A 17,712-nucleotide genomic window follows, 5' to 3' on the forward strand; every position below is an offset into this window, starting at 1 on the left:
GCTTCGCCCGCAACGACAAGAACAACCATGAAAACCGTCGACCGACACCTGTGGCAACGCTTCACCGGCATTGCCGCGCCCTACTGGCGCAGCGAGGAGAAATGGAAGGCCTGGGGACTGCTGGTGCTGCTGGTGGTGCTGCTCCTGGGCCAGACCCGCTTCGCCGTGCTCTTCAACGAGCAGACCGGGGAATTCACCTCGGCCCTGGCGGCCCGGGACGAGCCCCGCTTCTGGGACGCCATCCAGCTCTGCCTGGTCCTGCTGGCGGTGGCCGTGCCCATCTACGGCTTCTACTACTACGTGCGCGACAAGCTGGGCCTGCACTGGCGGCGCTGGCTGACCCACCGCTTCCTCGACAACTATTTCAGCCACCGGCACTTCTACGAGCTCAACGCCGAGACGGCCATCGACAACCCGGACCAGCGCATCGCCGAAGACATCAATACCTTCACCCAGCGCTCCCTCTTTTTCCTACTCATCTTCATCGGCGCCGTGCTGCAGCTGGCGGCCTTCAGCCACGTGCTGTGGTCCATCTCCCGGGACCTGGTGTATTTCCTGGTGGTCTATGCGCTGGCCGGCACCCTCATCACCATCTTCGTCTTCGGCAAGCCCCTCATCGGCCTCAATTTCCACCAGTTGCGCAAGGAGGCGGATTTCCGCTTCAGCCTGGTGCGGGTGCGGGAGAACGCCGAATCCATCGCCTTCTACCGGGGCGAGACCCAGGAAGCCCACCAGGTGAAGCAGCGCTTCGCCAAGGCCTTCAACAACTTCAACAAGCTGATCCGCAAGCAGCTCAGCCTCAACCTCTTCCAGTACGCCTACACCCTGCTCACCATGGTGCTGCCCGCCGCCATCATTTCCTCCCGGGTGCTGTCGGGGGAACTGGAGGTGGGCCGCGCCATCCAGGCCGCCGGCGCCTTTGCCGCCGTGCTCGGGGCCATTTCCGTGATCGTGGAGAACTTCGAGGGCCTGAGCCGCTTCGCCGCCGGGGTGGACCGGCTGGACGCCTTCGCCCGCATCATGTCCGGCCAGCTGCCGGAACAGCACCGCAGCGCCGGCCACATCGAACTGCTGGAGGAGCCGCGCCTGTCCCTGGAACGGGTCACCCTGCAGACCCCGGACGACGGACGGGTGCTGGTGCGGGACCTGTCCCTCCAGATCACCCCGGGGGAAGGGCTGCTCATCGTCGGCGAAAGCGGCAGCGGCAAGAGCTCACTGCTGCGGGCCATCGCCGGCCTGTGGTCGGTCGGCAGCGGCAGCATCACCTGCCCGCCCAGCGAGGACATCCTGTTCCTGCCCCAGCAGCCCTACATGCTGCTCGGCACCCTGCGCAGCCAGCTGCTCTACCCCAAGCGGGAACAGCACATCAGCGACGCCGAACTGCTGCACCTGCTGGATCGGGTGAACCTGCCCGACCTGGCCGGCCGGGTCGGCGGCCTGCATGTGGAGCGGGACTGGGGCAAGGTCCTCTCCGTCGGCGAACAGCAGCGCCTGGCCTTCGCCCGGGTGCTACTGAGCAAGCCCCGCTACGCCATGCTGGACGAGGCCACCAGCGCCCTGGACATCGCCAACGAGGAAAGCCTCTACCGCACCCTAGCCACCACCGACACCACCCTGATCAGCGTCGGCCACCGCACCACCATCCTCAAATACCACCGCCAGGTGCTGGAACTGACCGGCAACGGCCAGTGGCAACGCCACCGGGCCGAGAGTTATCGCTTCATGCAGTGAGGCCGGGCGCGGGGAACAGCCCGCCGCCCCGATTTTCCTTGGTGCGGGCGTCCCAAGTGGCTATCATGGCCGACCCTCTGGCTGGCTTTCCCCATGATCACCCTCAAGAACATCGTCCTGCGCCGCGGTACCAAGGTGGTGCTGGACCGCGCTTCCGTCACCATCAACCCCGGCGAAAAAGTCGGCCTGGTGGGGCGCAACGGCGCCGGCAAGTCCTCCCTCTTCGCCCTGCTCAACGGCAACCTGCACGAAGACGGCGGCGACGTTTCCATCCCCAGCCAGTGGCGCATGGCCCAGGTGGCCCAGGACATGCCGGAGACAGAGCAGAGCGCCACCGACTTCGTCATCGAGGGCGACACCGTGCTGCAGGTCGCCCAGCAGGAGGTGGCCGCCGCCGAGGCCAGCGACGACGGCATGCGCATGGCCCATGCCTACACCGCCCTCTACGACGCCGGCGCCCACGATGCCCCGGCCCGGGCCCAGGCCCTGATCCTGGGCCTCGGCTTCCACGTCGATGAACTGTCCCAGCCGGTGAACAGCTTCTCCGGCGGCTGGCGCATGCGCCTGCAGCTGGCCCGGGCCCTGATGTGTCCTTCCGACCTCCTGCTGCTGGACGAGCCCACCAACCACCTGGATCTGGACGCCCTGGTCTGGCTCGAAGCCTGGCTCAAGCGCTACACCGGCACCCTGGTGATGATCAGCCACGACCGGGAATTCCTCGACGCCATCACCAACGTCACCCTGCACATCGACAACGCCAAGCTGGTGCGCTACGGCGGCAACTACAGCACCTTCGAGGACATGCGGGCCGAGCAGATGCTGCTGCAACAGGCCACCCTGGCCAAGCAGCAGGAAAAGATCGCCCACCTGCAGAAGTTTATCGACCGCTTCAAGGCCAAGGCCAGCAAGGCCAAGCAGGCCCAGAGCCGGGTCAAGGCCCTGGAGCGCATGGAGAAGATCGCCCCGGTGCTGGCCGACGCCGAATTCACCTTCGAATTCAAAGAGCCGCTCAACCTGCCCAACCCCATGCTCTCCCTGCTCGGCGCCGACATCGGCTACCCGCCGGCGGAGGATGCGGCGCCCGGCACGCCGCCCACGATCATCGTGCGCGGCATCAACCGCTCGGTGCATGCGGGCCAGCGCATCGGCATCCTGGGGGCCAACGGCCAGGGCAAGTCCACCCTGGTCAAGACCATCGCCCGGGACCTGGCGCCCATCGCCGGCGACCTGACCGAGGGCAAGGGCCTCAACATCGGCTACTTCGCCCAGCAGGAACTGGACGTGCTGCGGCCCCAGGACACGCCCCTGGAACACATGATCCGCCTGGCCAAGGAAGTCATCGCCGCCGGCCGCAGCGGCTACGTGGCGGGCAAGGAACAGGACCTGCGCAACTTCCTCGGCACCTTCAACTTCAGCGGCGACATGGTCAAGCAGCCGGTGGGCACCATGAGCGGCGGCGAGAAGGCCCGCCTGGTGCTGTGCATGATCGTCTGGCAGCGCCCCAACCTCTTGCTGCTGGACGAACCCACCAACCACCTGGACCTCTCCACCCGGGAGGCCCTCAGCGTGGCTCTGAACGAGTTCGAAGGCACGGTGATGCTGGTCAGCCACGACCGGGCCCTGCTGCGCTCGGTGTGCGACGAGTTCTGGCTGGTGGCCGACGGCGCCGTGGGTCCCTACGACGGCGATCTGGACGACTACCAGCGCTACCTGCTGGACGAAGCCCGCCGCGCCCGGGAAGCGGCCAGCGCCTCCCGCCGCCAGGTCGAAGCCTGAAGACCACCCCGGTCCCAGACAAAAGCGCCACCGCAAAGGTGGCGTTTTCGTTTCAGCACCCCGCTACAGCAGCGGCGGTATCCAGGCCAGCAGCAGGCCCGCGGCGCCGCAGCCCAGGATCACCCGGATCACCCCCAGCTGGTAGCGGAACAGGGCCAGCCCCGCCCCCAGGCCCAGCACCAGGGCCGGCCACTCGAAGGCCCCGCCCCAGCCCGCCGGCCACAGCACATGCCAGGCAAAGAACAGCGCCAGGTTGAGGATCACCCCCACCACCGCCGCCGTGATGCCGGTGAGGGGGGCGGTGAATTTCAACTGGCCGTGGGTGGATTCCACCAAGGGCCCGCCCAGCTGGATGAAGACGAAAGACGGCAGGAAGGTGAAGAAGGTCACCGCCAGGGCCGCCGCCGCCCCGGCCAGGAAGAGATGGTCGGCGCCGAACAGGGCCTGGTTCCAGCCGCCGACGAAGCCGACGAAGGTCACCACCATGATCAGGGGCCCGGGCGTGGTTTCCCCCAGGGCCAGGGCGTCGATCATCTGGGCCGGCGACAGCCACTGGTAATGCTCCACCGCGCCCTGGAAGACATAGGGCAGCACTGCATAGGCGCCGCCGAAAGTGAGCAGGGCCGCCTTGGTGAAGAACCAGCCCATCTGGCTCAGGGCGCCGGCCCAGCCGAACAGCCCCACCAGCCCAGCCATGGCCCCGGCCCACAGGCCCAGGCCCAGCAGCAGCACCCGGGCAAAGCGGCCCCAGGTGAAACGGGCATGGGCCGGCGCCGGCGTCTCGTCGTCGATGAGGGCCGGGCCGAAATGCTGCTTCGCCACTCCGTGGCCGCCCCCGGCCTGGAACCAGGCCGGCCGCCAACGCCCGCCCAGAGCCCCGAGCAGACCGGCCCCCAGGACGATGGCGGGGAACGGCAGCCCCAGGGCGAAGATGGCGAGGAAGGCGGCGGCGGCGATGGCCACCAGGGCCCTGTTACGCAGCACCCGGGAACCGATGCGCCAGGCGGCCAGGGCAACGATGGCCGTCACCGCCGGCTTGATGCCGTAGAGCACCCCGGCCACCGCCGGCACCTGGCCGAAGGCCAGGTACACCCAGGCCAGGCCGATCAGCAGCAACAGGGAAGGCAGCACGAACAGGCCGCCGGCCATGAGGCCGCCCAGGGTGCGATGCATCATCCAGCCGATGTAGGTGGCCAGCTGCTGGGCCTCGGGGCCGGGCAGCACCATGCAGTAGTTGAGGGCGTGGAGAAAGCGCCGCTCGGAAATCCAGCGCTTCTTCTCCACCAGATCGCTATGCATGATGGCGATCTGCCCCGCCGGCCCACCGAAGCTGATGCAGCCCAGCTTCAGCCAGTAGCGGAAGGCCTGGCCCAGGGAGACGGCAGGAGAAGCGGCGGCTCCCCCAGGTTCGGAGGAGAGGCTGGCTTCGGGTGGGGCGGACATGGGTTCGGTCATGGGCAAGGAACGTGGGTCAAGGTTACGGCGCTGCCGTGACGATACTATTTAATCCGCTGCCGCGTGCCGGCCCAGGAGCCGCAGCCCATGGGGGAAGCCACGCCAGCATGGGCCGCCGGGAAGCTGGCGACGTACAATCCATTGGCATCCCTTCGGAGCCCTGTCGGTATGACCCTCGCCCCTCCCCCCGGATTCCGCACCCTGCTGCTGGTGGACGACGAACCGGCCCTGCTCAACGCCCTCAAGCGGGAATTCCGCAGCGCCCCCTATGAGGTGCTGACCGCCACCAGCGGCGAGGAGGCCCTGGCAGTACTGGCCGACCGCGACGTCCAGGTCATCCTCTCCGACTACCGCATGCCCGGCATGAGCGGCGTCGAATTCCTGGCCCAGGCCCGGGCCCTGCGCCCCGACGCCGTGCGCATGGTCCTTTCCGGCTATGCGGACATCGGCGCCGTCATCGCCGCCATCAACCAGGGCAACATCTACAAGTTCCTCAACAAGCCCTGGAACGGGGAGGAACTGCGGGCGGTCACCGCCCAGGCCTTCGCCCATCACGCCCTGGTGCGCCGTGGCGCCCAGTTTTCCCAGATTTTCGAGAACACCAGCGAGGGCATTTTCATCCTCGACCGGGAAGGTCGCTTCGAGACGGTCAATGGCGCCTTCTGCGCCATCACCGGCTACAGCGAGGCCGGGATCGTCGGCCAGGACCACCACTGCCTGCTGCTGCCCCAGCCGGGACGGCCGACGCCGGAATTCATGCAGGAGCTGGCCGATGGCGGCCACTGGCGCGGCGAACTGTGGCTGCAGCGCCGGGACGGCCAGGTCTTCCCTGCCGCCCTGACCCTGTCGCCGGTGTGCGACGGCAACCGGCGGCTGGTCCAGGTGGTGGGCCTGTGCGCCGACATCACCGAACGCAAGGGAAGGGAAATCGCCCTCCTCGAAAGCGAAAAGCGCTTTCGGGATTTCATGGAATTCGCCCCGGTGGGCATGGCCATCGTCAATCTGGACGGCCGCCTGGGCAAGGTGAACCAGGCCCTCTGCCAGATTCTCGGCTACTCCCGGGAAGCCCTGGAGCGCCTCAGTTTCGAGGACCTGACCCCGGACGAGGACCTGGCCGCCGACCTGGCCATGTGGCGCCGCCTGCGCCAGGGCGAAATGCCGGTGTGGCAGGCGGAGAAGCGCTACCTGCGCAGCGACGGCAGCCCGGTGTGGGTGGAGCTGACGGCCGCCGTGCTGCGCAGCACCCAAGGTGTGGCCCAGTGCTTCGACGTCCAGGTGGAGGACATCAGCGAACGCCGCCGGGACCAGGAGAAGATCCGCCAGCTGGCCTATTTCGACGCCCTCACCGGCCTGCCCAATCGGCGCCTGCTGCAGGACCGGCTGGAACAGGCCCTGCTGCGGGCCCGGCGCCACCAGCAGCAGGTGGGCGTGCTGTTCCTCGACCTGGACCATTTCAAGCAGGTCAATGACGTGCATGGCCACGAAGTGGGCGACGAGCTGCTCAGCGCCGCCGCCCGGCGCCTCACCCGCTGCGTGCGCCAGGGCGACACCGTGGCGCGCCAGGGGGGCGACGAATTCATCGTGGTGCTGGCCGAGGTGGGAGCGCCGGCAGGGGTCATCCGGGCGGCTGAAACCATCATCGCCAGCCTGGCGGCACCCTATGAGCTGGGCCAGGCCCGCATCCGGGTGGACGTCATCACCGCCAGCGTCGGCATCGCCCTCTTCCCCGCCCACGGCAGCGACAGCCAGACCCTGATGAAACATGCGGACCTGGCCATGTACGCCGCCAAGCAGGCCGGGCGCAACGGCTACCGCATCTACGACGAGGGCCTGGCGCCGGGAGGCTGAAAGCCTCGGGACAGACGACAGCTGCAAGGAGACGAGCGGCTCACTGCCACGCCGCAGCCGGCTGGCGACCGATGAACTCGGCCAGCTTCTCCCGCATCTCCAGGGCCGAATGGCGGCAGTAGATCAGGGGCACGTCGCTCTTCTCCGCCTGGCGGCGCACGTGGCGCAGCAGTTCGTGGTTCACCCGGGCGCAGACCACCACCACCAGCCGGGTGCGGGAGGGAATGACCCGGCGCGAATCGCCGGCCTTGCGCCCGCTCCAGTGCTCGGTGGGGGCATCGAGCAGGGCCGGCGCCAGGCGGGCCACTTCGTTTTCGATGGTGCGCACGTTGTCGGCGCCGACGATGAGCAGTGACATTGCGATCTCCTATCCTGATCCGCCGGCCCTCGAGAAGGAAGGCCCCTGGGCATTAAGAATGCCGTTGCGGCAAAAGCAGATTGCCTTTTCGCAAATAGACCATCCAATACTTATTGTTGATGTTTTTATTTCTTTACGGAATAACAAAACTCACTGCTGCCAGGGCAGGCCCCGCTGCCGCCAGCCGTTGAGGATGCGCCGCCCCTGGGCGTCCTTCGCCCCTTCGAAGCCTTCCAGCACGTTGTACACCTGCCGGTAGCCCGCCTGCCGCAGCAGTTCCGCCGCCCGGTGGGAACGCTGGCCGGAGCGGCAGATGAGCAGCACCAGCGCCTGCGTCGCCACCTCCCGGCGCACCTGGGCGACGAAGTCCGGGTTCTCCTCCCAGTCCGGATAGCGCATGAATTCCACCTCCCGGGCCCCGGGAATGGCGCCCACCAGTTCCCGCTCGGCCTCGCTGCGCACGTCCACCAGGCAGGCATCGGAACGCAGCTTGAGCAGCAGCCAGGCCTCTTCCGGCGTCAGAGCGCCGGCGTAGGCCAGCCGTTCCGCCACTCCCCGGGCATGGGCCCGGGCCAGGATCAGTTCGTCTTCCATGGTGCTTTCCTCTCCATTTTTCCCTCCTTGCATGGATACCGTGTTCGCCGCCCCGGCGGGCGGCCCCGGCAAGACCTGGGCACCGGGCCCGCTTCCCGGGCCGGATGGCAGTTCATGCACGCCGTAGCTGGCCAGGCTGCCCAGGGCCAGCACGGCCCGGGCGTCGATGCCGTCCTGGGCCTCGATCAGCGCCTCCAGCCTGGGGACGGCCATGTCGGCCCGGAGATCGAGCAGGGCGCCGGGCCGGCCCCGGTGGATGCGGGCCAGCCGCTCGCCCAGGTCGACGCAACGCGCAGCGGCGGGATGGCCTTGGACCAGATACAGGGGCATGACAACCTCATGGCGTGGGAATGGCTGCACTCTAGCCAGGGCTCTTCATGCACTGAAGTTCCATTTTTTTATTCCCTTATTCCCGAAAGGGCGAAAACCCTGTCAATGCTGGCCCTGGCGCCATCCCCGGGAGAGCCGAAAAAGGGGCCGATGATGCCGCCAGGGGCAAAATCGATATAACCAACAGATATCAAATCATTCGCTTTTATTCTTTTTGTAAAAATCGGCTTGGAATTACAGTGGGCGACATCCCAGGAGCGCCATGACTGCCGCAACCGGCCACGGCGCCCCTTCCCGGGCCGGCCCCAATCTCCACCTGTCCCCGCCGGCCCCCTTCGTCTTCCAGCCGAACCGAGATTCCATGACCGATACCGCCGCCACCCTCGCTCCTTCCGCCACCCTGCCCCGCTCCAGCCTGGACCTGATCGGGGCCACCCCCCTGGTGGAAGTGACCCACTTCGACACCGGCCCCTGCCGTCTCTTCCTCAAGCTGGAAAGCCAGAATCCGGGCGGCTCCATCAAGGACCGGGTGGCCCGTTCCATGATCGACGCCGCCGAGAAGGAAGGCCTGATCAAGCCCGGCTCCACCCTGGTGGAGGCCACCGCCGGCAACACCGGTCTGGCCCTCACCCTGGTGGGTGCCCAGCGCGGTTACAAGGTGGTGCTGGTGGTGCCGGACAAGATGAGCCAGGAAAAGATCTTCGCCCTGAAGGCCCTGGGGGCCCGGGTGGTGATGACCCGCTCCGACGTGGGCGTCGGCCATCCCGAGTACTACCAGGACATGGCCCAGCGCCTGGCCAGCGAGATTCCCGGCGCCTGGTATGTGAACCAGTTCGGCAACCCCAACAATCCCAAGGCCCACGAGACCGGCACCGGGCCGGAACTGTGGTCCCAGCTGAAGGGCCGCATCGACGCCGTGGTCTGCGGCGTCGGCAGCGGCGGCACCCTCACCGGCCTGACCCGCTTCTTCCGCCAGAAATCGCCCCGGGTGAAGATGGTGCTGGCCGATCCGGCCGGCTCCGTGCTGGCCGACTACGTGGCCCACGGCTACATCAAGGAGGCCGGCTCCTGGCTGGTGGAAGGCATCGGCGAGGATTTCATCCCCCCCATCTGCGACCTCACCGGGGTGCGCGAGGCCTACACCGTGCCCGACGCCGAGAGCTTCGCCGCCGCCCGGGAACTGCTGCGCAAGGAAGGCATCATGGGCGGCTCCTCCACCGGCACCCTGCTGGCCGCGGCCCTGCGCTACTGCCGCACCCGCACCAAGCCGGAGCACGTGGTCACCTTCGTCTGCGACCATGGCAACCGCTATCTCTCCAAGATGTACAACGACTTCTGGATGGCGGACCAGGGCTTCCTGCCCAAGGACGTGCGGGGCGACCTGCGGGACATCATCGGCCGCCGCGCCGACGAGGGCGCCGTGGTCACCGTGGCGCCGACGGATACGGTGCTCACCGCCTACGGCCGCTTCAAGCTCTACGACGTCTCCCAGCTGCCGGTGACCAATGACGAAGGCCGGATCGTCGGCCTCATCGACGAATCGGACCTGCTGCTGGCCATCACCAAGGACGAGGCCAACTTCCGCCAGCCGGTGAAGAAATTCATGACCAGCCGCCTCACCACCCTGCCCCCCACGGCCCCCATCAGCGACCTGCTGCCCCTCTTCGACCAGGGCCTGGTGCCCATCGTGGTGGACGGCGACCGCTTCCTCGGCCTGGTGACCCGCATCGACCTGCTCAACCACCTGCGGCGCAAGCTGAAGAGCTAAGACCTCAATCTTTTGCCACAGAGGGCACAGAGAACACAGAGTAAAACCCAAAGGACCGTTAGCTTGCCGGGGTGCAGGAAAAGCGCCCCCGGCATTTCTGGCGCCGATGGTTTTCCCCTCTGTGCTCTCTGTGTCCTCTGTGGCTCCGTTTTTAGATTTTTTTCGAGCTCCCCATGACCCACAAACAAGGTTTTGCCACCCGCGCCATCCATGCCGGCCAGGAGCCGGACCCCACCACCGGCGCCGTCTCCATCCCCATCTACGCCACCTCCACCTACGTCCAGCCGGCCCTCAACGAGCCGAAGCAGTACGCCGGGGCCACCTTCGACTACGCCCGCAGCGCCAACCCCACCCGCCTGGCCCTGGAACGCTGCATCGCCGACCTGGAAGGGGGCGCCTTCGCCACCGCCACAGGCTTTGCCTTCGCCTCGGGCCTGGCCGCCAGCGCCACGGTGCTGGAACTGCTGCCCGCCGGCAGCCATGTGGTGGCCTCCGACGACCTCTACGGCGGCTCGGTGCGCCTCTTCAACCGGGTGCGCAGCAATTCCGCCGACCTCAAGGTGACCTATGCCGACTTCTCCTCCAGGGAGAGCATCGAGGCTGCCATCACCCCGGAAACCAAGCTGCTGTGGGTGGAAACCCCGAGCAATCCGCTCTTGAAGCTGGTGGATCTGGACCTGGTGGCCGCCATCGGCAAGGACCGGGGCCTCCTCACCGTGGCCGACAACACCTTCGCCAGCCCCTGGATCCAGCGGCCCCTGGAACACGGCTTCGACATCGTGGTGCATTCGGCCACCAAGTACTTGAACGGCCATTCCGACGTGATCGCCGGCGTGGCCGTCACTGCCCGAGCGGATCTGGCGGAACGCCTGGCCTTCCTGCAGAACGCCGCCGGCGCAGTGCTGGGGCCTTTCGACGCTTTCCTCGCCCTGCGCGGTTTGAAGACCCTGGCCCTGCGCATGGAACGCCACTGCGCCAACGCCGAGGCCATCGCCCGCTGGCTGGAACAGCATCCGGCCATCGAGAAGGTCCATTACCCCGGCCTGGCAAGCCACCCCCAGCATGAACTGGCCAAGCGCCAGATGCGCGGCTTCGGCGGCATGGTCTCCGCCGTGGTCAAGGGCGGCCTGCCGGCGGCGAAGAAGCTGCTGGAAAACACCAAAATCTTCGTCCTGGCCGAAAGCCTGGGCGGGGTGGAAAGCCTGATCGAACTGCCGGCCCTGATGACCCACGCTTCGGTCCCCCCTGAGCAGCGCCGCCGCATCGGCATCGACGACGGCCTGGTACGCCTTTCCGTCGGCGTGGAAGACGTGGAAGACCTGCTGGCCGATCTGGAACAGGCCCTCAAGTAATAACAAAAGGAGAACAGCACATGAGCGAAGAAGCCCTGGTACTGCGGCAGGACAAGGACGGCATCGCCCGCCTCACCCTCAACCGCCCCGCCGCCCGCAACGCCCTTTCCCGGCCCATGATCGCCGCCCTGCAGGCCGAGTTCGACCGCATCGCCGCGGACCCGTCTATCGGCGTGGTGATCCTGGCCGGCAACGGCCCGGCCTTCTGCGCCGGCCACGACCTGAAGGAAATGCGCGGGGCCGATTACGGCGAACGCTATGCCGAAGACCTTTTCGAGGCCTGCGCCCGGCTCATGCAGCGCATCGTCAGCCTGCCCCAGCCGGTGATCGCCCGGGTGCATGGCATCGCCACCGCCGCCGGGGCCCAGCTGGTGGCCAGCGCCGACCTGGCCATCGCCACGGACGACGCCCGCTTCGCCACGCCCGGCGTCAATATCGGCCTCTTCTGCTCCACTCCCATGGTGGCTTTGTCGCGCAATATCTCCCACAAGCACGCCCTGCAGATGCTGCTCACCGGCGACCTCATCGACGCCCCCACGGCCCTGCGTTTCGGCCTTATCAACGAGCACGTGTCCGGGGAACAACTGGATGTCGCGGTGGAAGCATTGGCGGTTAAAATCGCCAGCAAGTCGCGCCACACCCTGGCCGTGGGCAAAGCCGCCTACTACCGCCAGGCCGAGCTGCCCCTGGACGAGGCCTACGCCTACGCCAAGGGGGTGATGGTGCACAATCTCCAGGCCAGGGACGCCCGGGAAGGCATCGATGCCTTCATCGACAAGCGCCACCCCACCTGGTGCCACGGCTAACGCGGCAGACCCGAGGGGAACCCGGGGCCGCCCGCCCCACCCCTCACACGGAACACTTGCATGAGCGAACTTGCCACCCTGCGCCAGGTCCTGAAAGAAAACCGCACCATCGCCGTGGTCGGCCTCTCCGCCGACTGGAACCGCCCCAGCTACTTCGCCGCCAAGTACATGCAGGAACGGGGCTACCGCATCATCCCGGTGAATCCCAAGTACCCGGAGATCCTGGGGGAGAAGTGCTACCCGGACTTGAAATCCATTCCCGAGAAGGTGGATATCGTGGACGTCTTCCGCAAGCCGGAAGACTGCGTGCCCATCGCCCGGGAAGCGGTGGCCATCGGCGCCAAGGTCTTCTGGATGCAGTTGGGCGTAATCAATGAGGAAGCCCGCCACATCGCCGAAGCCGCCGGCCTCACGGTGGTCGAGGACCGCTGCGTCAAGATCGAATACGCCCGCCTCTTCGGCGGCCTCAATTTCATGGGCGTGAATACGGGCATCGTCTCCTCCCGTAGACCCACCTGATCCGTCCGATTTCCCGAAAGCACACCATGGCCGACCACCAGTTCGGGTTCGACACCCTTTCCCTCCACGCCGGGCAGGTGCCCGACGCCGCCACCGGCAGCCGGGCCACGCCCATCTACCAGACCGCCGCCTACGTCTTCGATTCGCCTGAGCACGCCGCCAGCCTGTTCAACCTGCAGACCTTCGGCAACGTCTATTCCCGCCTCTCCAACCCCACCGTGGCCGTGCTGGAAGAGCGCATCGCCGCCCTGGAAGGGGGCAAGGCCGCGGTCGCAGTAGCCTCCGGCATGGCCGCCCAGATGGTGGCCCTGCTCAACCTGTGCGAGGCCGGGGACGAGATCGTCGCCGCCCGCACCCTCTACGGCGGCACCCACACCCAGCTGGACGTGAACTTCCGCAAGCTGGGCATCAACACCATTTTTGTGGACAGCGACGATCCGGAGAATTTCGCCAAGGCCATCACCCCCAGGACCAAGGTGATCTACGCCGAGACCATGGGCAACCCGGGCCTCAACGTGCTGGACATCGAGGCCGTGGCCAGGATCGCCAACGCCGCCGGCCTGCCCCTCTTCGTGGACAACACCTTCGCCAGCCCCTACCTGTGCCGGCCCTTCGAATGGGGCGCCGCCATCGTGGTGCACTCGGCCACCAAGTTCATCGGCGGCCACGGCACCACCCTGGGGGGCATCATCGTCGAATCGGGCAAGTTCCCCTGGGACAACGGCAAGTTCGCCACCATGACCGAGCCCAGCCCGGGCTACCACGGCGTCAAGTTCTACGAGACTTTCGGCAACTTCGGTTTCACCGCCAAGTGCCGCATGGAAGGCCTGCGCACCTTCGGCCCGGCCCTCTCACCCTTCAATGCCTTCCTGCTGCTGCAAGGGGTGGAAACCCTCTCCCTGCGCATGGATCGCCATTGCAGCAACGCCCTGGCCATCGCCCGGCATCTGGAAGCCCACCCCCAGGTGGAATGGGTCAATTACCCGGGCCTGCCCTCCAGCAAGTACCATGATCTGGCGCAAAAATACCTGCCCAAGGGCGCCGGCGCCGTGCTCACTTTCGGCATCAAGGGCGGGGCGGCCGCCGGGCAGAAGTTCATCGACAGCGTGGAATTCCTTTCCCACCTGGCCAATATCGGCGACGCCAAGACCCTGGTGATCCACCCGGCCTCCACCACCCACCGCCAGATGACCCCGGAACAGCAGACCGCCGCCGGCGTGCCGCCGGACCTGATCCGTCTCTCCGTGGGCCTGGAGACCCTGGACGACATCCTCTGGGACATCGACCAGGCGTTGGCCAAGGCGACAACCTGAAAAACTGCATGGCCACAGAGGACACAGAGGGCACAGAGTTGTGAACCCCGGGGGTGCAACGTCCCCGGGAAGAAGTTGCTTGTATCGCTGACCGAAGGCCATTGACTGGGGGGACGTTCTCCCTCTGTGATCTCTGTGCCCTCTGTGGCCAATGCTTTTCCCCGGCACCCTTCTTGCATTTCTCGGGCATTCCCCTTCGATTGTCGTCATTGCGACAGGAGTGCCCCATGCCCCTCTACGACTACCAGTGCCAGGCCTGCCAGCACACCTTTGAACTGCTGGTGCGGGCCAGCACCGTGCCGGCCTGCCCGAAATGCGGCAGCGGGCAGCTGGAAAAACTGGTCTCCCTGCCCGCCCCCCAGGGCAAGACCGCCGGCCTGGTGGCCGCCGGCCGGGCCCAGGCGGCCAAGGAGGGGCACTTCAGCAACTACTCGGCCAAGGAGCGCCCCAAGATCGGCTGATTCCCTAAGCACCGGCACCAGTTTCGGGCGCCAGGGTCTCCCGGGGTGGGCGGGTCAGGCTGCCGTCCTCAAGCCAGGCCAGGGAGTCCTGCCACAGGGTGGGGCGGAAACGTTCGTGGAACCAGGCGAAGTGGCCGATGGCTTCCACCCCCGCCGCGGCCGGCGACAGGTGCACATGATGGCGCCGGGCGCCCCGGTAGTAGCCCAGCAGGCGGCGGATGGCCGCCGGGGTGCCGAAAGGGTCGTCCGTAATGCTCACCGCCAGCATCTCCCCGCGGAAGCCGTCGAAATGGGCCAGGGGATCGGCCCCGCCCCGCACATGGCGTCGATAGGACTTCTCCAGGGAGGCCGGGCGGAAGGCCCATTCGTAGGCGGCTGCGGCGGGCAGGTCCTCGTGCCAGCCCAGGCGCCGGGCCGGGAAGTAGCCGAGCACGGCGGTCAGCAGCAGCATCAGCACATGCCAGCGCAGCCACATGAGGGGCTTGCCCGGGCCGTAGTCGGGCCAGTAGGCGTACTGGCTGCCCACGGTGAAGGCCCGCTGCACCGCTGCTCCGGAGGGGGCCAGGCCCAGCAGCAGGCCGCCGATGCTGTGGGCCACCAGATGCAGGGGCAAATCGGGATAGGTCTGCCGCGCCCAGGCCAGGGCCGCCTCGCAGTCGTAGCGGCCCCAGTCCAGCTTGGAGACGTGACGCCAGCGGCGCAGGCTGCCCTGGCGGGAATCGCCGATACCCCGGTAATCGTAGGTCAGCACCGCATAGCCGTTTTCCGCCAGGAAGCGGGCGTAGCGGTGGTAGTAGGCCGCCTTCACTGCGGTGGCCGGGTTGATCACCACCACCGCCCGGGGCACGCCCTCAGGCTGCCAATGGTGGGCGGCCAGGAGATAGCCGTCGGCAGCGGTGAGGCTCAAGGGGCTGGCGCTGACGGTCGGGGGCGGCGGCGTGAAACGATCCATAAGAACACTCGACGGTAGGTCTGGTTGGAGAATGGGACAGACGGTGGGTCTTTTGATTCCCGGCCTCAGGCCAGGCCGCGGCCGCCCAGGCCGGACAGCTCGTGGGGCAGCAGGCTGGCGAGAAAGCCCCGCACCGGCTGCAGGGAAACCGTGGCCGGATCGTGCCCCCCACCGCCGAGGACAAAGCGGGCATCCTGGCAGGCCGAAACCACCAGACAGCCGTTGCCGGCCACCACGTGGGCTTCGCCGGGCCGGAGCACGGTATCGCCGCCCCCTGCCTCCGTCAGCCACAGCTCGCCACTGCGGCACTCCAGGGTCTGGCCCCGGGCATCGGCCAGCACCAGCATTTCCCGCCGTTCCAGTTCCAGATGCAGCCACTGCGTTGTCTGGCCCGCTGCCTGGCCTTGCCGGATCGCTTCCATTTTCCTATCCTCCATTCATGCGCTTTTGATATGGCCATATCAGTACAGCCACGCCATGAATTAAGTATGGGAAGCCAATGCACAACACACAAACGGGAAATCTGCATTCAATTAATGCAATAAGCGCATAACTATTCAACCCCGCCATGAGCCTGCCCCTGCACCGCCTGCCGTCCCTGGACCCCCTCAAGGGTTTCGTCGCCGCCGCCCGCCACCTCTCCTTCACCAAGGCGGGGGAGGAACTGCACCTGAGCCAGTCGGCCATCAGCCGCCAGGTCCAGACCCTGGAGGAACAACTGGGCGTGGCCCTGTTCCAGCGCAGCACCCGGGCCCTGCACCTGACGCCGGAAGGCGAACGCCTGTTCCGCACCGCCAGCGAAGTGCTGGCCCGCCTGGGCAGCACGGTGGAGGACATCACCGCATCCCGACGCCAACCCCGGGTCACCGTCTCCGCCTCCATCGGCGTCGCCGCCCTGTGGCTGGTGCCCCGGCTTTCAGGCTTCCAGGCCCGCCATCCTGATATCGGCATCCGGGTCTCCGCCGACAACCGGGCGGTGGATCTGGAGGCGGAGGAAGTGGACGTGGCCCTGCGCTACGGCACCCCGGAAGCGGCCCCCGTCGGCAGTCTCAAGCTCTTCGACGAAACCCTGGCCCCCGTCGTGGCGCCACCCCTGGCTGCGAGCCTGCCGGACGGCCCCCGGCTTTCCGCCGCCAACCTGCCCCACCTCACCCTGCTCTCCTTCGAGGACGGCCGGGACTATCCCTGGCTGCGCTGGGAAGGCTGGCTCAGCCAACTGGCCCCGCCCCCGCCCGCCGCCAAGGCCCTGTTGCAGTTCAACCACTACGACCAGTGCATCTACGCCGCCCTGGCCGGCCAGGGCGCAGCCCTGGGCCGTCTGCCCCTGATCCGGGACCACCTGGAAGCCGGCCGCCTGATCCCCCTGGCCCCGCCCCAACCCACCCCGGGCCGACGCGCCTACTACCTGCTGCGCAGCCCCTCGTCCAAGCGCCCGGAGGTGGATGCCTTTGCCGAGTGGCTGATTGAACTCGGCAAAGGCGACGGTACTGCCAATGCGCAAACGGGCAGTCAGTCGCCTTCCGGCAACTGACCGCCCGTTCCTGTCCGACCGGACGACTTACTTCAGCGGCAAATAGATATCCGTCACCAACTCATTCTCCGGCGTATCCGGCAGCAGGTTGAGGTAGTGGAAGAACAGGGGGAAGTCCCGCAGTTCCTCGCCGCTGCCCGGCAGCCAGTTGCGGTAGAGGGGATAGATGCTCTCGCCGATGCGCATGTGGGAGCCCAGGTGGCGCACCCGGGCGCAGCGGCCGCAGGGGATTTCCTTGGTGACGACGCCCTGGGCATTGGGCGGCACCTGGGCCTGGACTTCGCCGGCGATGTCGAAGCGGAAACGGGACGGCTCGGTGGTGTCCGGGTTGTCGTAGGCGATGCCGAAGGTGCGGCTGCTGTCCTTGGGCGAGAGGCCGGTGGACTTGCGCCAGTCGATGAAGCGGGCAACCGAGTCGTTGACCTTCTCGGCGGGGCCCAGGTGTTCCAGGGCGGCAATCAGGGTGCTTTCAATTTCTACAATTTCAACCTGCACGGTGGCATTCCTTTCGGGTAGCCGGAACCGGTAGCGCTCGCTCCAGCCTTGCCAGTCGGGCTGCCGCCGGAACTGGCTGGGCGACTGGCCGAAGATGTGGCGGAAGGCGCGGGAAAAGGATTCCGGGTTTTCAAAGCCGGCCTCCAGGGCGATGTCGATGATCCGGATCCGGGGCTGGAAGGCGAGCTTGAAGGAAGCCCGTCGCAGCCGCAGCAGCAGGAGATAGCGGGTCGCACTGGTGCCGAGAAAATCGGCGAATTGCCGATCGAAGTGGAAACGGGAGAAATGGGCGACCCGGCTCAGGCGCTCCGCCGTCAACGGCTCGTCCAGGTGGGCCTCGATATAGGCCAGCACCTTGTCGAAGCGCGCCGCGTAGCGGCTGATTCGGTCGTCGTTCATCAGTTTCTCCTGTTCGCAGCACGC

16 protein-coding genes are annotated in these 17,712 nt (G+C 67.1%); 10 read left to right on the top strand and 6 right to left on the bottom strand.

Going from position 1 to position 17,712, the window contains the following annotated elements; translation table 11 throughout:
• Positions 1-27: 27 nt before the first annotated feature.
• Together AZSP09_RS06060 and AZSP09_RS06065 are read left to right on the top strand one after the other, a co-directional pair.
• Positions 28-1,731 carry an ABC transporter ATP-binding protein/permease gene (locus AZSP09_RS06060; RefSeq protein WP_152089477.1) on the top strand — a complete coding sequence of 568 codons (1,704 nt, stop codon included), beginning with the start codon at positions 28-30 and terminating at the stop codon, positions 1,729-1,731.
• 93 nt (positions 1,732-1,824) lie between these two features.
• Positions 1,825-3,507 (top strand): ABC-F family ATP-binding cassette domain-containing protein, encoded by a 1,683-nt coding sequence (locus tag AZSP09_RS06065; RefSeq protein WP_152089478.1) that lies wholly within the window; start codon positions 1,825-1,827, stop codon positions 3,505-3,507.
• A 63-nt stretch (positions 3,508-3,570) separates the two neighbouring features.
• Here AZSP09_RS06065 and chrA read toward each other — a convergent pair whose 3' ends face one another.
• Positions 3,571-4,950 (bottom strand): chromate efflux transporter, encoded by a 1,380-nt coding sequence (chrA, locus tag AZSP09_RS06070; RefSeq protein ID WP_232058860.1) that lies wholly within the window; start codon positions 4,948-4,950, stop codon positions 3,571-3,573.
• A gap of 180 nt (positions 4,951-5,130) precedes the next feature.
• On the opposite strand from chrA, the gene AZSP09_RS06075 reads away from it, so the two are divergent.
• On the top strand, positions 5,131-6,810 hold the full coding sequence (locus AZSP09_RS06075; RefSeq protein ID WP_172974710.1) for a two-component system response regulator: 1,680 nt from the start codon (positions 5,131-5,133) through the stop codon (positions 6,808-6,810).
• Positions 6,811-6,850: 40 nt separating this feature from the next.
• Here the strand turns inward: AZSP09_RS06075 and AZSP09_RS06080 are convergent, their stop codons facing one another.
• Positions 6,851-7,168 carry a DUF2325 domain-containing protein gene (locus AZSP09_RS06080; protein ID WP_014237112.1) on the bottom strand — a complete coding sequence of 106 codons (318 nt, stop codon included), beginning with the start codon at positions 7,166-7,168 and terminating at the stop codon, positions 6,851-6,853.
• A gap of 150 nt (positions 7,169-7,318) precedes the next feature.
• A complete protein-coding gene (locus tag AZSP09_RS20720) occupies positions 7,319-8,092 on the bottom strand; it encodes a rhodanese-like domain-containing protein (RefSeq protein WP_014237111.1) in 774 nt (257 codons plus the stop codon).
• Between the two features lie 262 nt (positions 8,093-8,354).
• Here AZSP09_RS20720 and AZSP09_RS06090 point away from each other — a divergent pair, with 262 nt between their 5' ends.
• The 6 genes from AZSP09_RS06090 to AZSP09_RS06115 all read left to right on the top strand — a co-directional run bounded on the left by AZSP09_RS06090 (position 8,355) and on the right by AZSP09_RS06115 (position 14,311).
• Positions 8,355-9,860, top strand: coding sequence for a pyridoxal-phosphate dependent enzyme (locus AZSP09_RS06090; RefSeq protein ID WP_014237110.1), 1,506 nt, complete (start codon positions 8,355-8,357; stop codon positions 9,858-9,860).
• A gap of 173 nt (positions 9,861-10,033) precedes the next feature.
• Positions 10,034-11,212 carry a trans-sulfuration enzyme family protein gene (locus AZSP09_RS06095; RefSeq protein ID WP_014237109.1) on the top strand — a complete coding sequence of 393 codons (1,179 nt, stop codon included), beginning with the start codon at positions 10,034-10,036 and terminating at the stop codon, positions 11,210-11,212.
• A gap of 20 nt (positions 11,213-11,232) precedes the next feature.
• Complete coding sequence (locus AZSP09_RS06100; RefSeq protein ID WP_014237108.1) at positions 11,233-12,018, top strand: enoyl-CoA hydratase; 786 nt, start codon at positions 11,233-11,235, stop codon at positions 12,016-12,018.
• Positions 12,019-12,078: 60 nt separating this feature from the next.
• Complete coding sequence (locus AZSP09_RS06105; RefSeq protein WP_014237107.1) at positions 12,079-12,537, top strand: CoA-binding protein; 459 nt, start codon at positions 12,079-12,081, stop codon at positions 12,535-12,537.
• A gap of 26 nt (positions 12,538-12,563) precedes the next feature.
• Positions 12,564-13,850 carry an O-acetylhomoserine aminocarboxypropyltransferase/cysteine synthase family protein gene (locus tag AZSP09_RS06110; protein ID WP_152089480.1) on the top strand — a complete coding sequence of 429 codons (1,287 nt, stop codon included), beginning with the start codon at positions 12,564-12,566 and terminating at the stop codon, positions 13,848-13,850.
• 227 nt (positions 13,851-14,077) lie between these two features.
• On the top strand, positions 14,078-14,311 hold the full coding sequence (locus AZSP09_RS06115; RefSeq protein ID WP_014237105.1) for an FmdB family zinc ribbon protein: 234 nt from the start codon (positions 14,078-14,080) through the stop codon (positions 14,309-14,311).
• A gap of 4 nt (positions 14,312-14,315) precedes the next feature.
• Here the strand turns inward: AZSP09_RS06115 and AZSP09_RS06120 are convergent, their stop codons facing one another.
• Both AZSP09_RS06120 and AZSP09_RS06125 read right to left on the bottom strand, forming a co-directional pair.
• Complete coding sequence (locus tag AZSP09_RS06120; protein ID WP_152089481.1) at positions 14,316-15,263, bottom strand: alpha/beta hydrolase family protein; 948 nt, start codon at positions 15,261-15,263, stop codon at positions 14,316-14,318.
• 65 nt (positions 15,264-15,328) lie between these two features.
• The gene (locus AZSP09_RS06125; RefSeq protein WP_014237103.1) at positions 15,329-15,685 is read right to left on the bottom strand and encodes a DUF2917 domain-containing protein; all 357 of its coding nucleotides are present in this window, start codon (positions 15,683-15,685) and stop codon (positions 15,329-15,331) included.
• Positions 15,686-15,831: 146 nt separating this feature from the next.
• Between AZSP09_RS06125 and AZSP09_RS06130 the strand changes: the two genes are divergently transcribed.
• Entirely contained in the window at positions 15,832-16,794 is a 963-nt protein-coding gene (locus AZSP09_RS06130; RefSeq protein ID WP_014237102.1) for a LysR substrate-binding domain-containing protein, read from the top strand.
• Between the two features lie 27 nt (positions 16,795-16,821).
• Here the strand turns inward: AZSP09_RS06130 and AZSP09_RS06135 are convergent, their stop codons facing one another.
• Positions 16,822-17,688 (bottom strand): AraC family transcriptional regulator, encoded by an 867-nt coding sequence (locus tag AZSP09_RS06135; protein WP_014237101.1) that lies wholly within the window; start codon positions 17,686-17,688, stop codon positions 16,822-16,824.
• Positions 17,689-17,712 lie beyond the last annotated feature (24 nt).

The sequence above is a fragment of the Azospira sp. I09 genome (assembly GCF_009177135.1).
GTDB lineage: Bacteria > Pseudomonadota > Gammaproteobacteria > Burkholderiales > Rhodocyclaceae > Azospira > Azospira oryzae.